Origin of the sequence: Streptomyces sp. NPDC127129, assembly GCF_042671585.1 — a bacterium.
GTDB lineage: Bacteria > Actinomycetota > Actinomycetes > Streptomycetales > Streptomycetaceae > Streptomyces.
In genome coordinates, this window is record NZ_JBHXTV010000006.1 from 361,188 (window position 1) to 374,375 (window position 13,188).

The window sequence follows — 13,188 nt, forward strand, 5'->3', positions numbered from 1 at the left end:
GCCCGGCGGGCGGGCCGGTAGCGTCCGGTCATGGACGTTCCTTTCGAGCCCTGGTCGCCCGACTTCGTCGCGGACCCGTACCCCGCCTACGCCGAACTGCGGGCCACGGGCCGGGCGCACTGGTACGGGCCGACCCGCCAATGGCTGATCCCGCACTACGCGGACGTGTCGGCGCTGCTGCGGGACCGGCGCCTGGGCCGCACGTACACGCACCGGTTCACGCACGAGGAGTTCGGGCGTACGGCCCCGCCCGCCGCGCACGAGCCGTTCCACACGCTCAACGATCACGGACTGCTCGACCTGGAGGCGGCCGACCACACGCGGATCCGGCGTCTCGTGTCGAAGGCGTTCACCCCGCGGACGGTGGAGAACCTGGCGCCGACGGTGGAGCGGCTCGCCGCGGACCTGGTGGCGGGTTTCGTCGCGCGGGGCGGCGGCGACCTGCTCGCGGAGGTGGCGGAGCCGCTGCCGGTCGCGGTGATCGCGGAGATGCTGGGCATCCCGGAGGAGGACGAGGAGCGGGGGCGGCTGCGGCCCTGGTCGTCGGACATCTGCGGGATGTTCGAGCTGAACCCGTCGGAGGAGACGGCGCGGCGGGCGGTCCAGGCCTCGCTCGAGTTCTCGGCGTATCTGCGGGAGCTGATCGAGCGGCGGCGCAAGGAGCCGGGTGAGGACCTCATCTCCTCGCTGATCGCCGTGGAGGAGCTGACCGAGCAGGAGATGGTCTCGACGTGCGTGCTGCTGCTCAACGCGGGGCACGAGGCGACGGTGAACACGACCGTGAACGGCTGGTGGACGCTGCTGCGGCACCCGGAGCAGCTGGCCGCACTCCGGGCCGATCCGGACGGAGTGCTGTCCACAGCTGTGGAGGAACTGCTGCGCTTCGACACACCGCTGCAGATGTTCGAGCGCTGGGTCCTCGACGACATCGAGGTCGGCGGTGTCGTGATCCCGCGGGGCTCGGAGGTCGCCCTCCTCTTCGGCTCGGCCAACCGCGACCCGGCCCGCTTCGCCTCCCCGGACGTCCTGGACCTCTCCCGTACGGAGAATCCGCACATCACCTTCGGCGCGGGCATCCACTACTGCCTGGGCGCGCCGCTGGCCCGCCTGGAACTGACGGCGAGCTTCGGCGAACTGCTCCGCAGGGCCCCGCGCCTGCGCCTGGCCGCGGAACCGCGCTGGAATCCCGGCTATGTGATCCGGGGCGTGAGCGAGCTGCTGGTGGAGGTGTAGCCACCTCCTCTGGAGTCTCTGGAGTCTCTGGAGCCGCCGTAGGGCAGCCGTAGGACAGCCGTAGGACAGCCCGCCCCGCCGGTGCGGGGCGACGGCCCTACGGCGGGCCCCGGTGTCAGGACGTCGTGAGGTCGCGGAGCCGCAGGCGCCACAGGCCCGTGGCCACCAGCGCCGCCGCGACGGCCGTCAGCGTCCGGACCGGGCCCCACGCCATCTCCTGCCCCGGCAGCTTCGGCAGGTGGCCGAAGGGCGACAGGTTCAGGACCGACTGCGGCAGGTCCAGCGCCGGGCCGATCCAGCCCAGTGCGAGGCAGAGACCCGCCACCCCCCAGCCGGCCACCGCCGCCCTGGGGAACGCGCCCCACAGCAGCACGGCGAGACCCGCGAGCGTCCAGACCGCGGGGAGCTGGGCCAGCGACGCGCCCAGGATCGGGCCGAGGTCGCGGCCGTAGGAGAGGTACAGGCCGAGCCCGGCCAGGAGCATGATCAGCGCCGCGCCGCCGAAGGCGATCACCAGGTGCCCCGCCGCCCAGCGCACCCGCCCCACCGCGTTCGCCAGGACCGGTTCCGCCCGCTGCGAGGTCTCCTCGCCGTGCAGCCGCAGCACCGATCCGACCGCGTACAGCGCCGCGATCATCCCGAACATGCCGACCATCGTCGCGAGGAAGGCGTCGGTCAGACCGCTCTGACCGCCCATCCGCTCGAAGATCTCCCGAGCCTGCGCGTTGTCGCCCACGATGTCCGCCGCGCCCTCGACCATCCCGCCGAAGACGAGCCCGCCGAGCAGGAAGCCGAGCGACCAGCCGAGCACGGTCCCGCGCTGCAGCCGCCAGGCCAGCGCCCCGGCCGTGCCGAGCAGACCCTCCGCCGGGCCCGGCCGGGTCGGCAGGAAGCTCATGCCCACGTCGCGCCGGCCGGCCAGCTCGTACGCCACCGCCGCCTGGCCGAGTACGGCCGCCGCCATCAGGAGCAGGACCCACCACCGCTCACCCGAGAAGGCACGGACGTTCTCGGCCCAGCCGATCGGCGAGAGCCACGTCAGCGCCGAGGAGCCGGAGGCGTCGCCCGCGTCCCCCGCCGCCCGCAGCACGAATGCCAGGCCGAGCACCGCCGACGCCAGGCCCTTGGCGAGCCGCGCGCTCTCCGTGAGCTGCGCGACGATCGCCGCCGCCGTGGCGAAGAGCATCCCCGTACCGCCGACGGCGAGGCCGAGCGCGAGCGCACCGCCCGTCCCCTGCCCCGCGAGTCCGGCGGTGATCAGGAGCGCGACGCCCGCGTTGGCGACGAGCGCGGTGAGGAGTGCGGCGGTCAGCGGGGCGCGCCGGCCCACCACGGCCGAGGAGAGCAGCTCCTGACGCCCCGTCTCCTCCTCTTCCCGCGTGTGCCGTACGACGATGATCAGGCTCATCACGGCCGCGAGCACGGCGGCGAAGGTGCCGAACCGCCAGGCCACGAGCCCGCCGAGCGAGTCGCCGAACACCGGTCCGTACAGCGAGCGCATGGAGCTGTTGGCGGTCATCGACGCGGCCAGCTCGGCGCGTTGCGCCGGGGTCCCGTACAGGCTTTCCAGGGAGCCGGCCCCACTGGCGACGAGTCCGCCGGTGACGACGACCCAGATCGGCATCATCAGCCGGTCGCGGCGCAGGGCGAGCCGTGCGAGCGACCCGGTCCCGGTGAGGTGGACGGCGAGGGTACTCATCGCGCGGTCACCCCGTCCGTACGCGCGTCGTCGGCGTAGTGCCGCAGGAACAGCTCTTCCAGGGTGGGCGGCGTGCTCGTGAGCGAGCGCACCCCCGACTCGGTGAGCGAGCGCAGTACCGCGTCGAGCTTGTCGGTGTCGACCTGGAGCCGCACCCGGTGGCCCTGCACGGCGAGGCCGTGGACGCCGGGGAGGTGGGCCAGGCCGTTGGGGGCGCCCGCGAGTTCGGCGGTGACGCTCGTACGGGTGAGGTGGCGCAGCTCGGCCAGCGAGCCGCTCTCGACCGTCTGCCCCTTGCGGATGATGCTGACCCGGTCGCAGAGGGTCTCGACCTCGCTGAGGATGTGCGAGGAGAGCAGGATCGTCCGCCCGCGCTCGCGCTCCTCCGCCACGCACCGCTGGAAGACCTCTTCCATCAGCGGGTCGAGGCCGCTGGTGGGTTCGTCGAGGATGAGCAGGTCGACGTCGGAGGCGAAGGCGGCGACGAGGGCGACCTTCTGCCGGTTGCCCTTGGAGTACGTCCGCCCCTTCTTCGTCGGGTCGAGCTCGAACCGCTCGATCAGCTCGGCCCGCCGGGCCTTGTCGAGTCCTCCGCGGAGCCGCCCGTAGAGGTCGATGACCTCGCCGCCGGAGAGGTTGCGCCAGAGCGTCACGTCGCCGGGGACGTACGCGATGCGGCGGTGCAGCTCGACGGCGTCGTGCCAGGGGTCCCGGCCGAGGAGCTGGGCGGCGCCGGAGTCGGCGCGCAGCAGTCCGAGGAGGACCCGGATGGTCGTGGACTTCCCGGCGCCGTTGGGGCCGAGGAAGCCGTGGACCTCGCCGGCCTCGACGGCGAGGTCGAGGCCGTCCAGCGCGTGCGTGCGACCGAACGACTTGTGCAGCCCGGCCACGGTGATTGCCTTCGTCATGATTCAGAACGTACGCTAGTTTCACAAACTTGTGAAGTTAAGGAACCGTATAAAGTTGGGGGATGAGCGAGATGACGACCACCGGCGGTGCGGACGGCAGTGCGGCGGGCGGCGACGACGAGGCGGTGTCGCGTTTTGTCGAGCGCTTTGCCGCCGAGCTGACCGAGGCCGGGATGCAGCGGATGGCGGCGCGCGTCTTCGCGGCGCTGCTCGCCTCGGAGAGCGCGTCGATGACGTCCGCCGAGCTCGGGGACCGGCTGCGGATCAGCCCGGCCGCCGTCTCCGGGGCGATCCGCTATCTCAGCCAGGTCGGCATGGTCAGCCGCGAGCGCGACCCCGGCTCGCGCCGCGACCGCTATGTCCTGCACAACGAGGTCTGGTACGAGTCGCTCACCCGCCGCGACGCGATCCTGACGCGGTGGGAGAAGGTGCTCCGCGACGGCTCGGAGATCCTCGGTGCGGACACGGCGGCGGGACGCCGGACGGCGGAGACGGCGGCCTTCTTCGAGTTCCTCCAGAAGGAGATGCTGACCATGCTGGACCGCTGGCGCGACCACAAGGCGGCCATGGCGGCGGAGGAACCGAAGGCGTAGGAGGGGGCGGGCGAGGGGCGGGGCTCAGGCCTGTCGGGCCCGAGCCCCTGGAGCCGGGCTCAGGCCTGGGCCTCGGCGGCGGGTTCCACGTCCGCGGCGGGTTCCGCGGCGGCCGCGGGTTCCGCCTCGGCGGCGGGACCGGGCCGGCCGGCCGCGGGTTCGGGGTCCGGTTCGGCGTCCCCCGGTGCCCACCGCAGCAGGTCCCCCGGCTGGCACTCCAGTACCTCGCAGAGCGCTTCGAGCGTCGTGAAGCGCACCGCCTTGGCGCGGCCGTTCTTGAGCACCGCCAGGTTGGCCGGGGTGATTCCGACGCGTTCCGCCAGCTCGCCGACGGACATCTTCCGCCGGGCCATCATCACGTCGATGTCGACGGTGATCGGCATCAGATCACCTCGTCCAGCTCGGCCCGCATCGCCGTCGCCTCGACGTCGCGCGCGACGGCCTGGGCGAGGAGCATGCGCAGGACGAGCACGATCAGCCCGACCCCCAGGATCCCGAGGCCGACCCCGCCGAGCAGCAGGACCACGCCCGGGGCCACGGCCTCGCCGGGAGCCAGGATGGTGCCCAGCGCGAAGACCAGGAGCGCGGCGGCCACGAAGGCGCCGGTGATGACGTCCACGTACCGGAAGGCGGCGTGGGAGAACACCGTCCCGCGGCGCATCATCGTGAGCAGCCGCCAGACGCAGGCCAGGACGGTCTGGGCGCACACGACGCCCAGGGCGAAGATCACGATGATCGGCACGCGCAGGTGCGAGAGTTCGCCGCTGGGGTCCTCCGTGTCGAGGAACATCGCCGGCACGATCACCGTCAGTACGAACACCGAGCCGGCGAGCAGCATCACCAGCACGGCGCGAAGGGCCACTACCGCGACTTGTCCCATCACTGCTCCTTCGATCGAGTCACGATGGGAATCTATTGATAAGCGATAGGTCTGGCAAGTGGAAGAGGAGCGTCGCGCCTCATGCCGCCGAGAGGTTCCGGCCTCAGGCCTTCGGCAGGGTCAGTCCCCAGGCCCCTTCCCGCACCGTCCACGTCCGCCTCCGGACCGGGCCCGACACCACCGTGTCCGCGCGGTAGCGGAAGTCCGGACCCGAGACCGTCAGGGTGCGGGCGTCGGTGTGGATGGGCGGCGCGGACGGGGGATGGACCGTGATGGCGGCCAGCCCCGCGAGGGACGACCGCACGCTCACCCCCTCCACCGGCGCGCCCACATCGCTGAGCAGGACGCCGTCCGCCTCCACCCGCAGCCGGTGGACGCGGATCGCGGCCTGCGCCGGGACGGGGTGGACCAGGGTGCGGACCAGGGACCGGCAGGTGTCCCAGACGGTCGGCACGGCGGGCGCGGGTACGGTCGGGCCCCGCCCGGCCGGAATGCGCAGATCGCCCAGGACCACCCCGTCGCTGTCGTCGACGAGCAGGTCGAGCCGGTGCACCGCCCCGTCGAGCACCGCCCGGGCGGCGGCCACCGGGCTGCGCGGCACGCCGAGCGCGTACGCCACTTCCAGGGTGTCGGGCGCGCCGACCGGAACCAGCGACAGCGCCCCGTCCGCGAGCTCACGCTCACGGTGCAGCAGCGTCACCGTCCGTAGCAGCGCACGGTCGTCGCCGACCACGACGGGACGCCGGGAGCCCCGGCGGGCAAGGGCCCGGGAGAATTCCTCCGGGCTGTCCGGGAGACAGATCTTCGTCTCCGCTCCCGCACACAACACATCTTTCGCGATCCGTACGGACTCGCCGTCACTTCGGCGGGCGACCGGGTCGATGACCACCAGCAGCTGGTCGTGAGCCGACACCTCGGTCCTTCCTCGGGTAGCATCTTTGTGCAAGAGCCCCTTGCGCTATTGCGCCAGGGGCTTCGTCTATTCCGGGGCACACCGGTGAGGCGGCCTCGGCCCCTGACCTTGGACATGCCCCACCCGGAAGGGGTGTACGCCTGTGCCCGCACTTGTGCTGCTCGGTGCTCAGTGGGGTGACGAGGGCAAGGGAAAGGCCACCGACCTCCTCGGTGGATCCGTTGACTATGTAGTGCGCTACCAGGGCGGCAACAACGCCGGCCACACCGTCGTCGTCGGCGACCAGAAGTACGCGCTGCATCTTCTCCCTTCCGGAATCCTCTCCCCGGGGTGCACCCCGGTGATCGGGAACGGAGTCGTCGTCGACCCGGCGGTCCTGCTCTCCGAGCTGAGCGGGCTGAACGAGCGAGGCGTCGACACGTCGAAGCTCCTGATCAGCGGCAACGCGCATCTGATCACCCCGTACAACGTCACCCTCGACAAGGTGACGGAACGGTTCCTCGGCAAGCGCAAGATCGGCACGACGGGACGCGGCATCGGCCCGACCTACGCCGACAAGATCAACCGCGTCGGCATCCGGGTCCAGGACCTGTACGACGAGTCGATCCTCACCCAGAAGGTCGAGGCGGCGCTGGAGGGCAAGAACCAGCTCCTCGCCAAGCTCTACAACCGCCGCGCCATCGACGCCGCGCAGATCGTCGAGGAGATGCTCCAGTACGCGGAGCAGATCAAGCCGTTCGTCGCGGACACCACCCTGATCCTCAACAACGCGCTGGACGAGGACAAGGTCGTGCTCTTCGAGGGCGGCCAGGGCACGCTCCTGGACGTCGACCACGGCACGTACCCCTTCGTCACCTCCTCGAACCCGACCGCGGGCGGCGCCTGCACCGGTGCGGGCGTGGGTCCGACGAAGATCAGCCGGGTCATCGGCATCCTCAAGGCGTACACGACCCGTGTCGGCGCCGGTCCGTTCCCGACGGAGCTCTTCGACGCGGACGGCGAGGCGCTGCGCCGCATCGGCGGCGAGCGCGGTGTCACCACCGGCCGTGACCGTCGCTGCGGCTGGTTCGACGCGGTCATCGCGCGGTACGCGACCCGGGTCAACGGCCTGACGGACTTCTTCCTCACCAAGCTCGACGTGCTGACGGGCTGGGAGCAGATCCCGGTCTGCGTCGCGTACGAGATCGACGGCAAGCGCGTCGAGGAGCTGCCGTACTCGCAGACCGACTTCCACCACGCGAAGCCGATCTACGAGATGCTGCCGGGCTGGTCCGAGGACATCACCAAGGCCCAGACCTTCGCGGACCTGCCGAAGAACGCGCAGGCCTACGTGAAGGCGCTGGAGGAGATGTCGGGCGCGCCGATCTCGGCGATCGGCGTGGGCCCGGGCCGGACCGAGACGATCGAGATCAACTCGTTCCTCTAGACGCCGAGGGCGCTCAGGCGCTCGGGTGTTGCGGGTGTTGCGGGTGTGCCCCGGTGCCGATGACGGCACCGGGGCACAGTCGTCTGCCGGCGGTCATACGCCCCCGCGGCCTCCGCCGGCCCGGGAGGGCAGGGCGGCCAGACCCCTCCTTCGGATCATGCCGGGCTCCGGCCCGGTCCGAGAGACGGGCGCTAGACCCGGTAGTACTCGCCCGGCTCGCCGTCCATCATCGGGAAGACCAGCAGGCGCTCCCGTCCCTTGAAGCGGTCGACCGCCAGGTAGCCGGAGATGTCGGCCCGCTCGCAGCCGCGGTCGGATGCGTCGGGGACCGCGGTCGACGGCCCGACGACCAGCGGCGTTCCGGTGCCGGCGAGGATCGCCGTGAAGGTGCAGACGAGCGACTCGGACGTCTCGTTGCCCTCGGCGTCGGTGCGCGGGTAGACGTGCACCCGGCGGAAGACGGCGGCGCCCACAGGCCCCTGGGTGATGGTCACCTCGTCGCTGTAGCGGTCGCGGTTCCGGCCGTAGATCAGCGGGTCGTTCTCCATCTTCCACCGGCCGAGGAGCGGCTCCGGCACGACGCTGGTCCCCGTCCCCGCCTTGCGGAAGGTGGCCTTCGCGGCCCCGGAGGACCACTCCAGGACATCGGGGGAGCGCAGGGTGAGCGTCTGGTGCGCGGCGGGGGTGCAGCGCTGGGCGGGGACGCTCGTCGTGACGTCGGACTCGCCGAGGACCACCTTGTCCTCGTCGGCGGAGACGAGCCGGGAACGGCCCATGCACAGCCGCTCCTCGCTCACCTGGACGTAGACGGCGACCTTGGAGCCCGCGGCTCCCTGGCCGATCTCGATCCGGGCGGTCTCGCGGGGGTGGTCGGCCGAGCCGCTCCGGACACCCTCCCAGGCGCCCAGGAACGCGGCCGCCACGATCCCCGACGGGCTCGCGGACACCTCGCCGGTCTGTCCGGCGGCACGGTTCTTCTGCTTGTCGCCGCCCGTGCCCGGGTCCGGGTCCGGCCAGAAGACGTACGTGAGCGTGGCCGCCGCGGCGACGGCGAGGGCCGTGGCCGCGGCGATCAGGCCGCCGCGACGCCGCTTGCGCGCCGTCGGGGCGGGCGGGGGAGTGGGGTCGCCGGGGCGGCCCGGCCCGGCGGTGCCGTCCGTGGCGCCGGCCGAGGTGGTCGCCTCCGCCTCCAGGACCCGCGCGGCGTGACGGCCGAGGCGGGCCAGCACCTCCGCCGGGAGCCACGGGTCGGCGACGGTGATCGTCTCCACCAGCTCGGTGGCCGTGGGGCGGGCGGCCGGGTCCTTGGCGAGGCAGGCCCGGACCAGACCGGCCAGTTCGGCCGGCAGGTCCCCCAGGTCGGGTTCGTCGTGGGCGATGCGGAACATCGTGGCGTGGACACCGCTGTCCGCCGTACCGAACGGAGCCTGGCCCGTCGCCGCGTAGACGAGGACCGAGCCCAGGCAGAAGATGTCCGAGGCCGCGGTCAGCTTCTCGCCGCGCACCTGCTCGGGCGACATGAAGCCGGGCGAGCCGACCACGGCGCCGGTGCTGGTCAGCCCGCCGTCGGTGACCGTCTCCACGGCGCGGGCGATCCCGAAGTCGATGATCCGCGGACCGTCGACGGTGAGCAGCACGTTGGACGGCTTCAGATCGCGGTGGACCAGCCCTGCGGCGTGCACATGGGTCAGCGCCCCGGCGAGTCCGGAGGCGAGCGTACGTACCGTCGCGGCCGGTAGTGGTCCGAACTCGTCGCCCACCACGGCCCGCAACGACGGCCCCGGTACGTAACCGACTGCCACCCAGGGGGACTCGGCCGCCGTGTCCGAACCGAGGACCGGGGCCGTGCCGGTGCCGCCGACCTGTTCCAGCGCGGCGACCTCACGGGCGAACCGGCGCCGGAACTCGTCCCGGGCGGCCAGCTCCGCGTGCACGACCTTCACCGCCACCGTCCGGCCGCCCGCCGAACGGGCCAGGAACACCCGGCCCATCCCGCCGGCGCCCAGCCGTCCGAGCAGACGGAACGGGCCGATGCTGACCGGGTCTTCCGCGTTCAATGGCTCCACGTCGGAAGAGGATGCCAGACGGTCTCGGAGGTGTGGCGTCATCCTTCGCCGCAGATCCGCAGACCCTTGGGTGTCGCGCAGGGCAGATGCCCGTGGGTACGGATGACGTCCTGCCCGCTGCCCCGGCTCAGATAGGCGAGAAAGCTGGAGGTCAGCGAGTCGGCCGGGGGCTCGCCCCAGGTGTAGGCGTACTCGATCTCCCGGTACGGGTAGGTCGACTCGCCTATCTCGTCCACGTTCGCCATCCGGCCGTCGATGGCGACCCGGTGCAGGCCCTTCGGTCCGCTCGCGGCGCGGAGTTCGGTGTAGCCGACGGCTCCCGGCAGCTTGGCGACCGTCGACAGCACCTGGTCCGTGCTGTCGAGTTCGCAGCGCACCACCGGGGATTCCGGGTCGTCCTGGTTCTGGCAGTCCCGGGAGGAGTTCCCGGGCTCGTTCCGGCCGAGGACCCGGCGCTGGAAGACCTCCCGCGTACCGGAGTTGGCGTCCCGGCTGACCAGCCGCACCGGTATGTCCGGGCCGCCCGGTATCTCGCTCCAGTTGGTGATCCGGCCCTGGTAGAGGCTGCGGACCTGGTCGAGGGTGAGGTCGGTGACCGGTATCCCGTCGTGCACGACGAGGGTGAAGAGGGAGACGGCGACCATGCTCTCGCGCAACTGCGGGTATCCGCCGGGCTTCTGGCCGTCGGAGAGCGCGACGACGGCCGGGGAGCCCTTGCCCGCGGCGGCGCCCGCCGCCGCCAGCTCCCGGATGCCCGCCGTCGAGCCGTGGGCGTCGACCACGACGGTGGATCCCTCGCAGTCCTTCTCGTACTTCCGTGCCAGCTCGCGCACCGCCGGGGCGAACGCGGTGGAGCCGGTGACCGTCAGGGTGCCCCGGGCACAGCCGATGGGGGGCGGGTTGTCGCCGCGGACGATGATGGTGGCGAGGGTGACCACGCAGGCGGCGAGTACGAGCGTGATGTTCCGGGCGGCGGGGCTGAAGGTCGGTGCCTTGTCGTCGACGCTCATGCTCTCGTTGCGGTGGATGTCCACCACGTCACGCGTGCCGGTGATCCGGATCGCGCGCTCGGTGACGCTGCCGGAGAGCAGGACGAGCAGCTTGAAGTACTGCTTGCGCTCCAGCGACACCTTCGGCATCAGGACGGAGTCGCCGTCCTTGCGCAGCCCGCGCCCGGTCGCCATGTCGTTCCGTACCGGCTCGAACGCCCGCGGGATCGTGGCGACGACCGCCTGGACCGTCCTGTTCCCGAAAGTGATCTTCAGGCCCTCGGGTTCGCTGGACTGCGCGTAGTCCCCGTGGTTGATCTCGCGCAGGCCGTCGTTCTCGATCCGGAGGAGGACCAGGGTGGAACCGTTGGCATCACCGAGGTCGCCGTCCCGCAGCGTCAGGTCGCCCACGGACTCGTCCGCCATGTGCAGGGGCGTGTTGAGCTGCACGCGGTACCCCAGCCGCCTGCCCCGCTGCAGGAAGCGCTCGTAGGCGACGACACCGGCGGAGACGAGGACACCGAGGAGCGCGGTGACCACGGCGATGACGTTCTCAGCGGTAACCCAGTCGGTGACCCAGTCCACGAGCGAGACGGTACGGACGCGTGTGCGGTTCTGTGGGTGAGGTCGTTTCCCGCCATCAGGTGTTCTCCCTTCGTTCAGGTCGCTGCGGGTCGGCGGCGTATCTGTTGCCGGGGGTGTGGACCGTGGGTGTAATGGCCACGAGGGGGCTCGTCGGAGAGGAACCCCATGCGTGTCGTCGAAGTGACCGCCTACGGCGGCCCTGAGGTCCTGAGGATGGCCCGCCGGCCCGAGCCCGAGGCCGGGGACGTCCCGGGACGCGTCCGCGTGCGTCTGAAGGCTGCCGGTGTGAACCAGGCGGACCTGCGGATCCGCGCCGGCCGGTACCCCGGTCATGTCGGCGATCTCAAGCCTCCTTTCGTGCTCGGTACGGACTTCGCGGGCAAGCTGATGGACCCGGTGCCCGGCATGCCCGAGGGGACCCGGGTGGCCGGTTTCGTGCCCTGGTTCGAGGAGCTGACGGGCGAGGGGACGTACGCCGAGGTCCTGCGGGCCGCCCCGGAGTGGCTGGCCCCGATCCCGGACGAGGTGGACTACACGGTGGCCGCCTCCGTCCCGCTGGCCTCCGCCACCGCCCAGCAGGGTCTCGACCGGCTCGCGCTCCCGGCGGGGGCGACGCTGCTCGTGACCGGCGCGAGCGGGGTGGTGGGCCGTCTCGCCGTCCAGTACGCCGCGGCGGCCGGAGTGCGGGTCGTGGCCGTCGCCCACGAGGGCGACGAGCGGGAGCTGAAACTCCTCGGCGCGGAGCACAGCGTCGAGCGGGGTACGCCGGAGGACGTGGTCGCGAGGGTGACCGCCGCCGTCCCGGAGCGGGTGGACGCCTGCTTCGACGGGGCGTTCCACTCGGCCCCGGCCCTCGCCGCCGTGAAGGACGGGGGCGCCTTCATCGCCCTCGCCGCCGACCGGACGCCCGCCGCCGAGCGGGACATCCGCGTCGAGACCGTGCGCGGCCGGCCCGACGCCGCCCGGCTGAAGGAGACCCTGGAGAAGGTGGCGGCCAGGGAGCTGATCACCCGGGTGGCCGATGTCATGCCTCTGGAGGAAGTGGCGGAGGCCCACCGCAGGGCGGAGGCGGGCCACCGGCCCGGCCGCATCATCCTGATGATCTGAGCACGTTCACCCTCCACCCTTCACCCCTCACCGTTCGTCCTCACCTCAGCCGTGGCGGTCCGCCCAGCAGTGCGACCGCCGCGGCTGTGTGCGCAGCAGTCTGCGTTCGACCCGCTAACGTTTATGTCACTAACGAAGTTATATCGTTCGGCGCCCTAACGCAAGGGGTAATCTGCGCGCATGACGACGGACGACGCGGGTGCCGGAAAAGCCAAGGGTGCGAAGCGCGCCGAGAGTGCGGAGGCTGCCGAAGCCGCCGAGATGGACGAGGGGCAGACCCCGGCCCGCCTCCGCGGCCTCCCCAGTCGACTCCTGAACATGGCCGCCGCGCGGGCGGACCGCCTGGTCGCCGCGAGCTTCGCCGAGCAGGACGCCCGCAAGTGGCACTACGCGGTCCTCGCCGCTCTCGACGACGGCGGTGCGACCAGCCAGGCCGGCCTGAGCCGCCGCACCGGGATCTACCGCAGCGACCTCGTCGCCGTCATCAACGAACTCTCCGAGCGCGGCCACGTCGAGCGGACCCCCGATCCCGACGACCGTCGACGCAACGTCATCACCATGACCGAGCACGGCCGTCGGCATCTCGAGCGGCTCGACGAGGTGCTGACCGAAGCGCAGGACGAGCTGATGGACGGCTTGACGGTGCTCGAACGGGAGCTGCTGACAAGCCTGTTGGAGCGCATGCTGCGAAGCTGAGCGGCGCTCGCGGATCGCGCCGCCCCGCGTGTGGGGCGGCGTGGGCGTGGTGGACCGGTCATCGTCCCAAGTGTTGGTCTAGACCTTGACAGG

12 protein-coding genes are annotated in these 13,188 nt (G+C 71.9%); 5 read left to right on the top strand and 7 right to left on the bottom strand.

The features are described from left to right. Positions 1-30 precede the first annotated feature (30 nt). The gene (locus ACFVGW_RS14720; protein ID WP_385852208.1) at positions 31-1,233 is read left to right on the top strand and encodes a cytochrome P450; all 1,203 of its coding nucleotides are present in this window, start codon (positions 31-33) and stop codon (positions 1,231-1,233) included. A gap of 115 nt (positions 1,234-1,348) precedes the next feature. On the opposite strand, the gene ACFVGW_RS14725 is transcribed toward ACFVGW_RS14720, so the two are convergent. Then, positions 1,349-2,932 carry an ABC transporter permease gene (locus tag ACFVGW_RS14725; protein ID WP_385852209.1) on the bottom strand — a complete coding sequence of 528 codons (1,584 nt, stop codon included), beginning with the start codon at positions 2,930-2,932 and terminating at the stop codon, positions 1,349-1,351. Then, positions 2,929-3,840 (bottom strand): ATP-binding cassette domain-containing protein, encoded by a 912-nt coding sequence (locus tag ACFVGW_RS14730; protein ID WP_385852210.1) that lies wholly within the window; start codon positions 3,838-3,840, stop codon positions 2,929-2,931. The genes ACFVGW_RS14725 and ACFVGW_RS14730 overlap by 4 nt, the downstream gene beginning before the upstream one ends. A gap of 62 nt (positions 3,841-3,902) precedes the next feature. Here ACFVGW_RS14730 and ACFVGW_RS14735 point away from each other — a divergent pair, with 62 nt between their 5' ends. Beyond that, entirely contained in the window at positions 3,903-4,433 is a 531-nt protein-coding gene (locus tag ACFVGW_RS14735; RefSeq protein ID WP_383222432.1) for a GbsR/MarR family transcriptional regulator, read from the top strand. Between the two features lie 59 nt (positions 4,434-4,492). Here the strand turns inward: ACFVGW_RS14735 and ACFVGW_RS14740 are convergent, their stop codons facing one another. The 3 genes from ACFVGW_RS14740 to ACFVGW_RS14750 form a co-directional block, all read right to left on the bottom strand. Next, positions 4,493-4,816 carry a helix-turn-helix domain-containing protein gene (locus ACFVGW_RS14740; RefSeq protein ID WP_385852211.1) on the bottom strand — a complete coding sequence of 108 codons (324 nt, stop codon included), beginning with the start codon at positions 4,814-4,816 and terminating at the stop codon, positions 4,493-4,495. Next, on the bottom strand, positions 4,816-5,313 hold the full coding sequence (locus ACFVGW_RS14745) for a DUF2975 domain-containing protein (protein WP_385852212.1): 498 nt from the start codon (positions 5,311-5,313) through the stop codon (positions 4,816-4,818). Before ACFVGW_RS14745 ends, ACFVGW_RS14740 begins: the two co-directional genes overlap by 1 nt. A gap of 103 nt (positions 5,314-5,416) precedes the next feature. Beyond that, positions 5,417-6,226: a diacylglycerol kinase gene (locus ACFVGW_RS14750; RefSeq protein ID WP_385852213.1), complete on the bottom strand. Its 810-nt coding sequence runs from the start codon at positions 6,224-6,226 to the stop codon at positions 5,417-5,419. A 142-nt stretch (positions 6,227-6,368) separates the two neighbouring features. On the opposite strand from ACFVGW_RS14750, the gene ACFVGW_RS14755 reads away from it, so the two are divergent. Next, on the top strand, positions 6,369-7,652 hold the full coding sequence (locus ACFVGW_RS14755; RefSeq protein WP_352190391.1) for an adenylosuccinate synthase: 1,284 nt from the start codon (positions 6,369-6,371) through the stop codon (positions 7,650-7,652). 191 nt (positions 7,653-7,843) lie between these two features. Here ACFVGW_RS14755 and ACFVGW_RS14760 read toward each other — a convergent pair whose 3' ends face one another. Beyond that, a complete protein-coding gene (locus ACFVGW_RS14760; RefSeq protein ID WP_385852214.1) occupies positions 7,844-9,718 on the bottom strand; it encodes a serine/threonine-protein kinase in 1,875 nt (624 codons plus the stop codon). A gap of 38 nt (positions 9,719-9,756) precedes the next feature. Continuing rightward, entirely contained in the window at positions 9,757-11,292 is a 1,536-nt protein-coding gene (locus ACFVGW_RS14765; RefSeq protein WP_383222420.1) for a substrate-binding domain-containing protein, read from the bottom strand. Positions 11,293-11,457: 165 nt separating this feature from the next. Between ACFVGW_RS14765 and ACFVGW_RS14770 the strand changes: the two genes are divergently transcribed. Both ACFVGW_RS14770 and ACFVGW_RS14775 read left to right on the top strand, forming a co-directional pair. Further along, positions 11,458-12,399: an NADP-dependent oxidoreductase gene (locus tag ACFVGW_RS14770; protein ID WP_352190388.1), complete on the top strand. Its 942-nt coding sequence runs from the start codon at positions 11,458-11,460 to the stop codon at positions 12,397-12,399. A gap of 180 nt (positions 12,400-12,579) precedes the next feature. After that, positions 12,580-13,095 (top strand): MarR family winged helix-turn-helix transcriptional regulator, encoded by a 516-nt coding sequence (locus tag ACFVGW_RS14775; RefSeq protein WP_385852215.1) that lies wholly within the window; start codon positions 12,580-12,582, stop codon positions 13,093-13,095. The last annotated feature ends 93 nt before the right edge of the window (positions 13,096-13,188 follow it).

What these genes read in the sequence shown, in the direction of transcription:
- ACFVGW_RS14745 (WP_385852212.1), bottom strand. Translation starts at nt 5,313, where the DNA reads ATGGGACAAGTCGCGGTAGTGGCCCTTCGCGCCGTGCTGGTGATGCTG.
- ACFVGW_RS14775 (WP_385852215.1), top strand. Translation starts at nt 12,580, where the DNA reads ATGACGACGGACGACGCGGGTGCCGGAAAAGCCAAGGGTGCGAAGCGC.
- ACFVGW_RS14740 (WP_385852211.1), bottom strand. Translation starts at nt 4,816, where the DNA reads ATGCCGATCACCGTCGACATCGACGTGATGATGGCCCGGCGGAAGATG.
- ACFVGW_RS14725 (WP_385852209.1), bottom strand. Translation starts at nt 2,932, where the DNA reads ATGAGTACCCTCGCCGTCCACCTCACCGGGACCGGGTCGCTCGCACGG.
- ACFVGW_RS14730 (WP_385852210.1), bottom strand. Translation starts at nt 3,840, where the DNA reads ATGACGAAGGCAATCACCGTGGCCGGGCTGCACAAGTCGTTCGGTCGC.
- ACFVGW_RS14735 (WP_383222432.1), top strand. Translation starts at nt 3,903, where the DNA reads ATGAGCGAGATGACGACCACCGGCGGTGCGGACGGCAGTGCGGCGGGC.
- ACFVGW_RS14770 (WP_352190388.1), top strand. Translation starts at nt 11,458, where the DNA reads ATGCGTGTCGTCGAAGTGACCGCCTACGGCGGCCCTGAGGTCCTGAGG.
- ACFVGW_RS14720 (WP_385852208.1), top strand. Translation starts at nt 31, where the DNA reads ATGGACGTTCCTTTCGAGCCCTGGTCGCCCGACTTCGTCGCGGACCCG.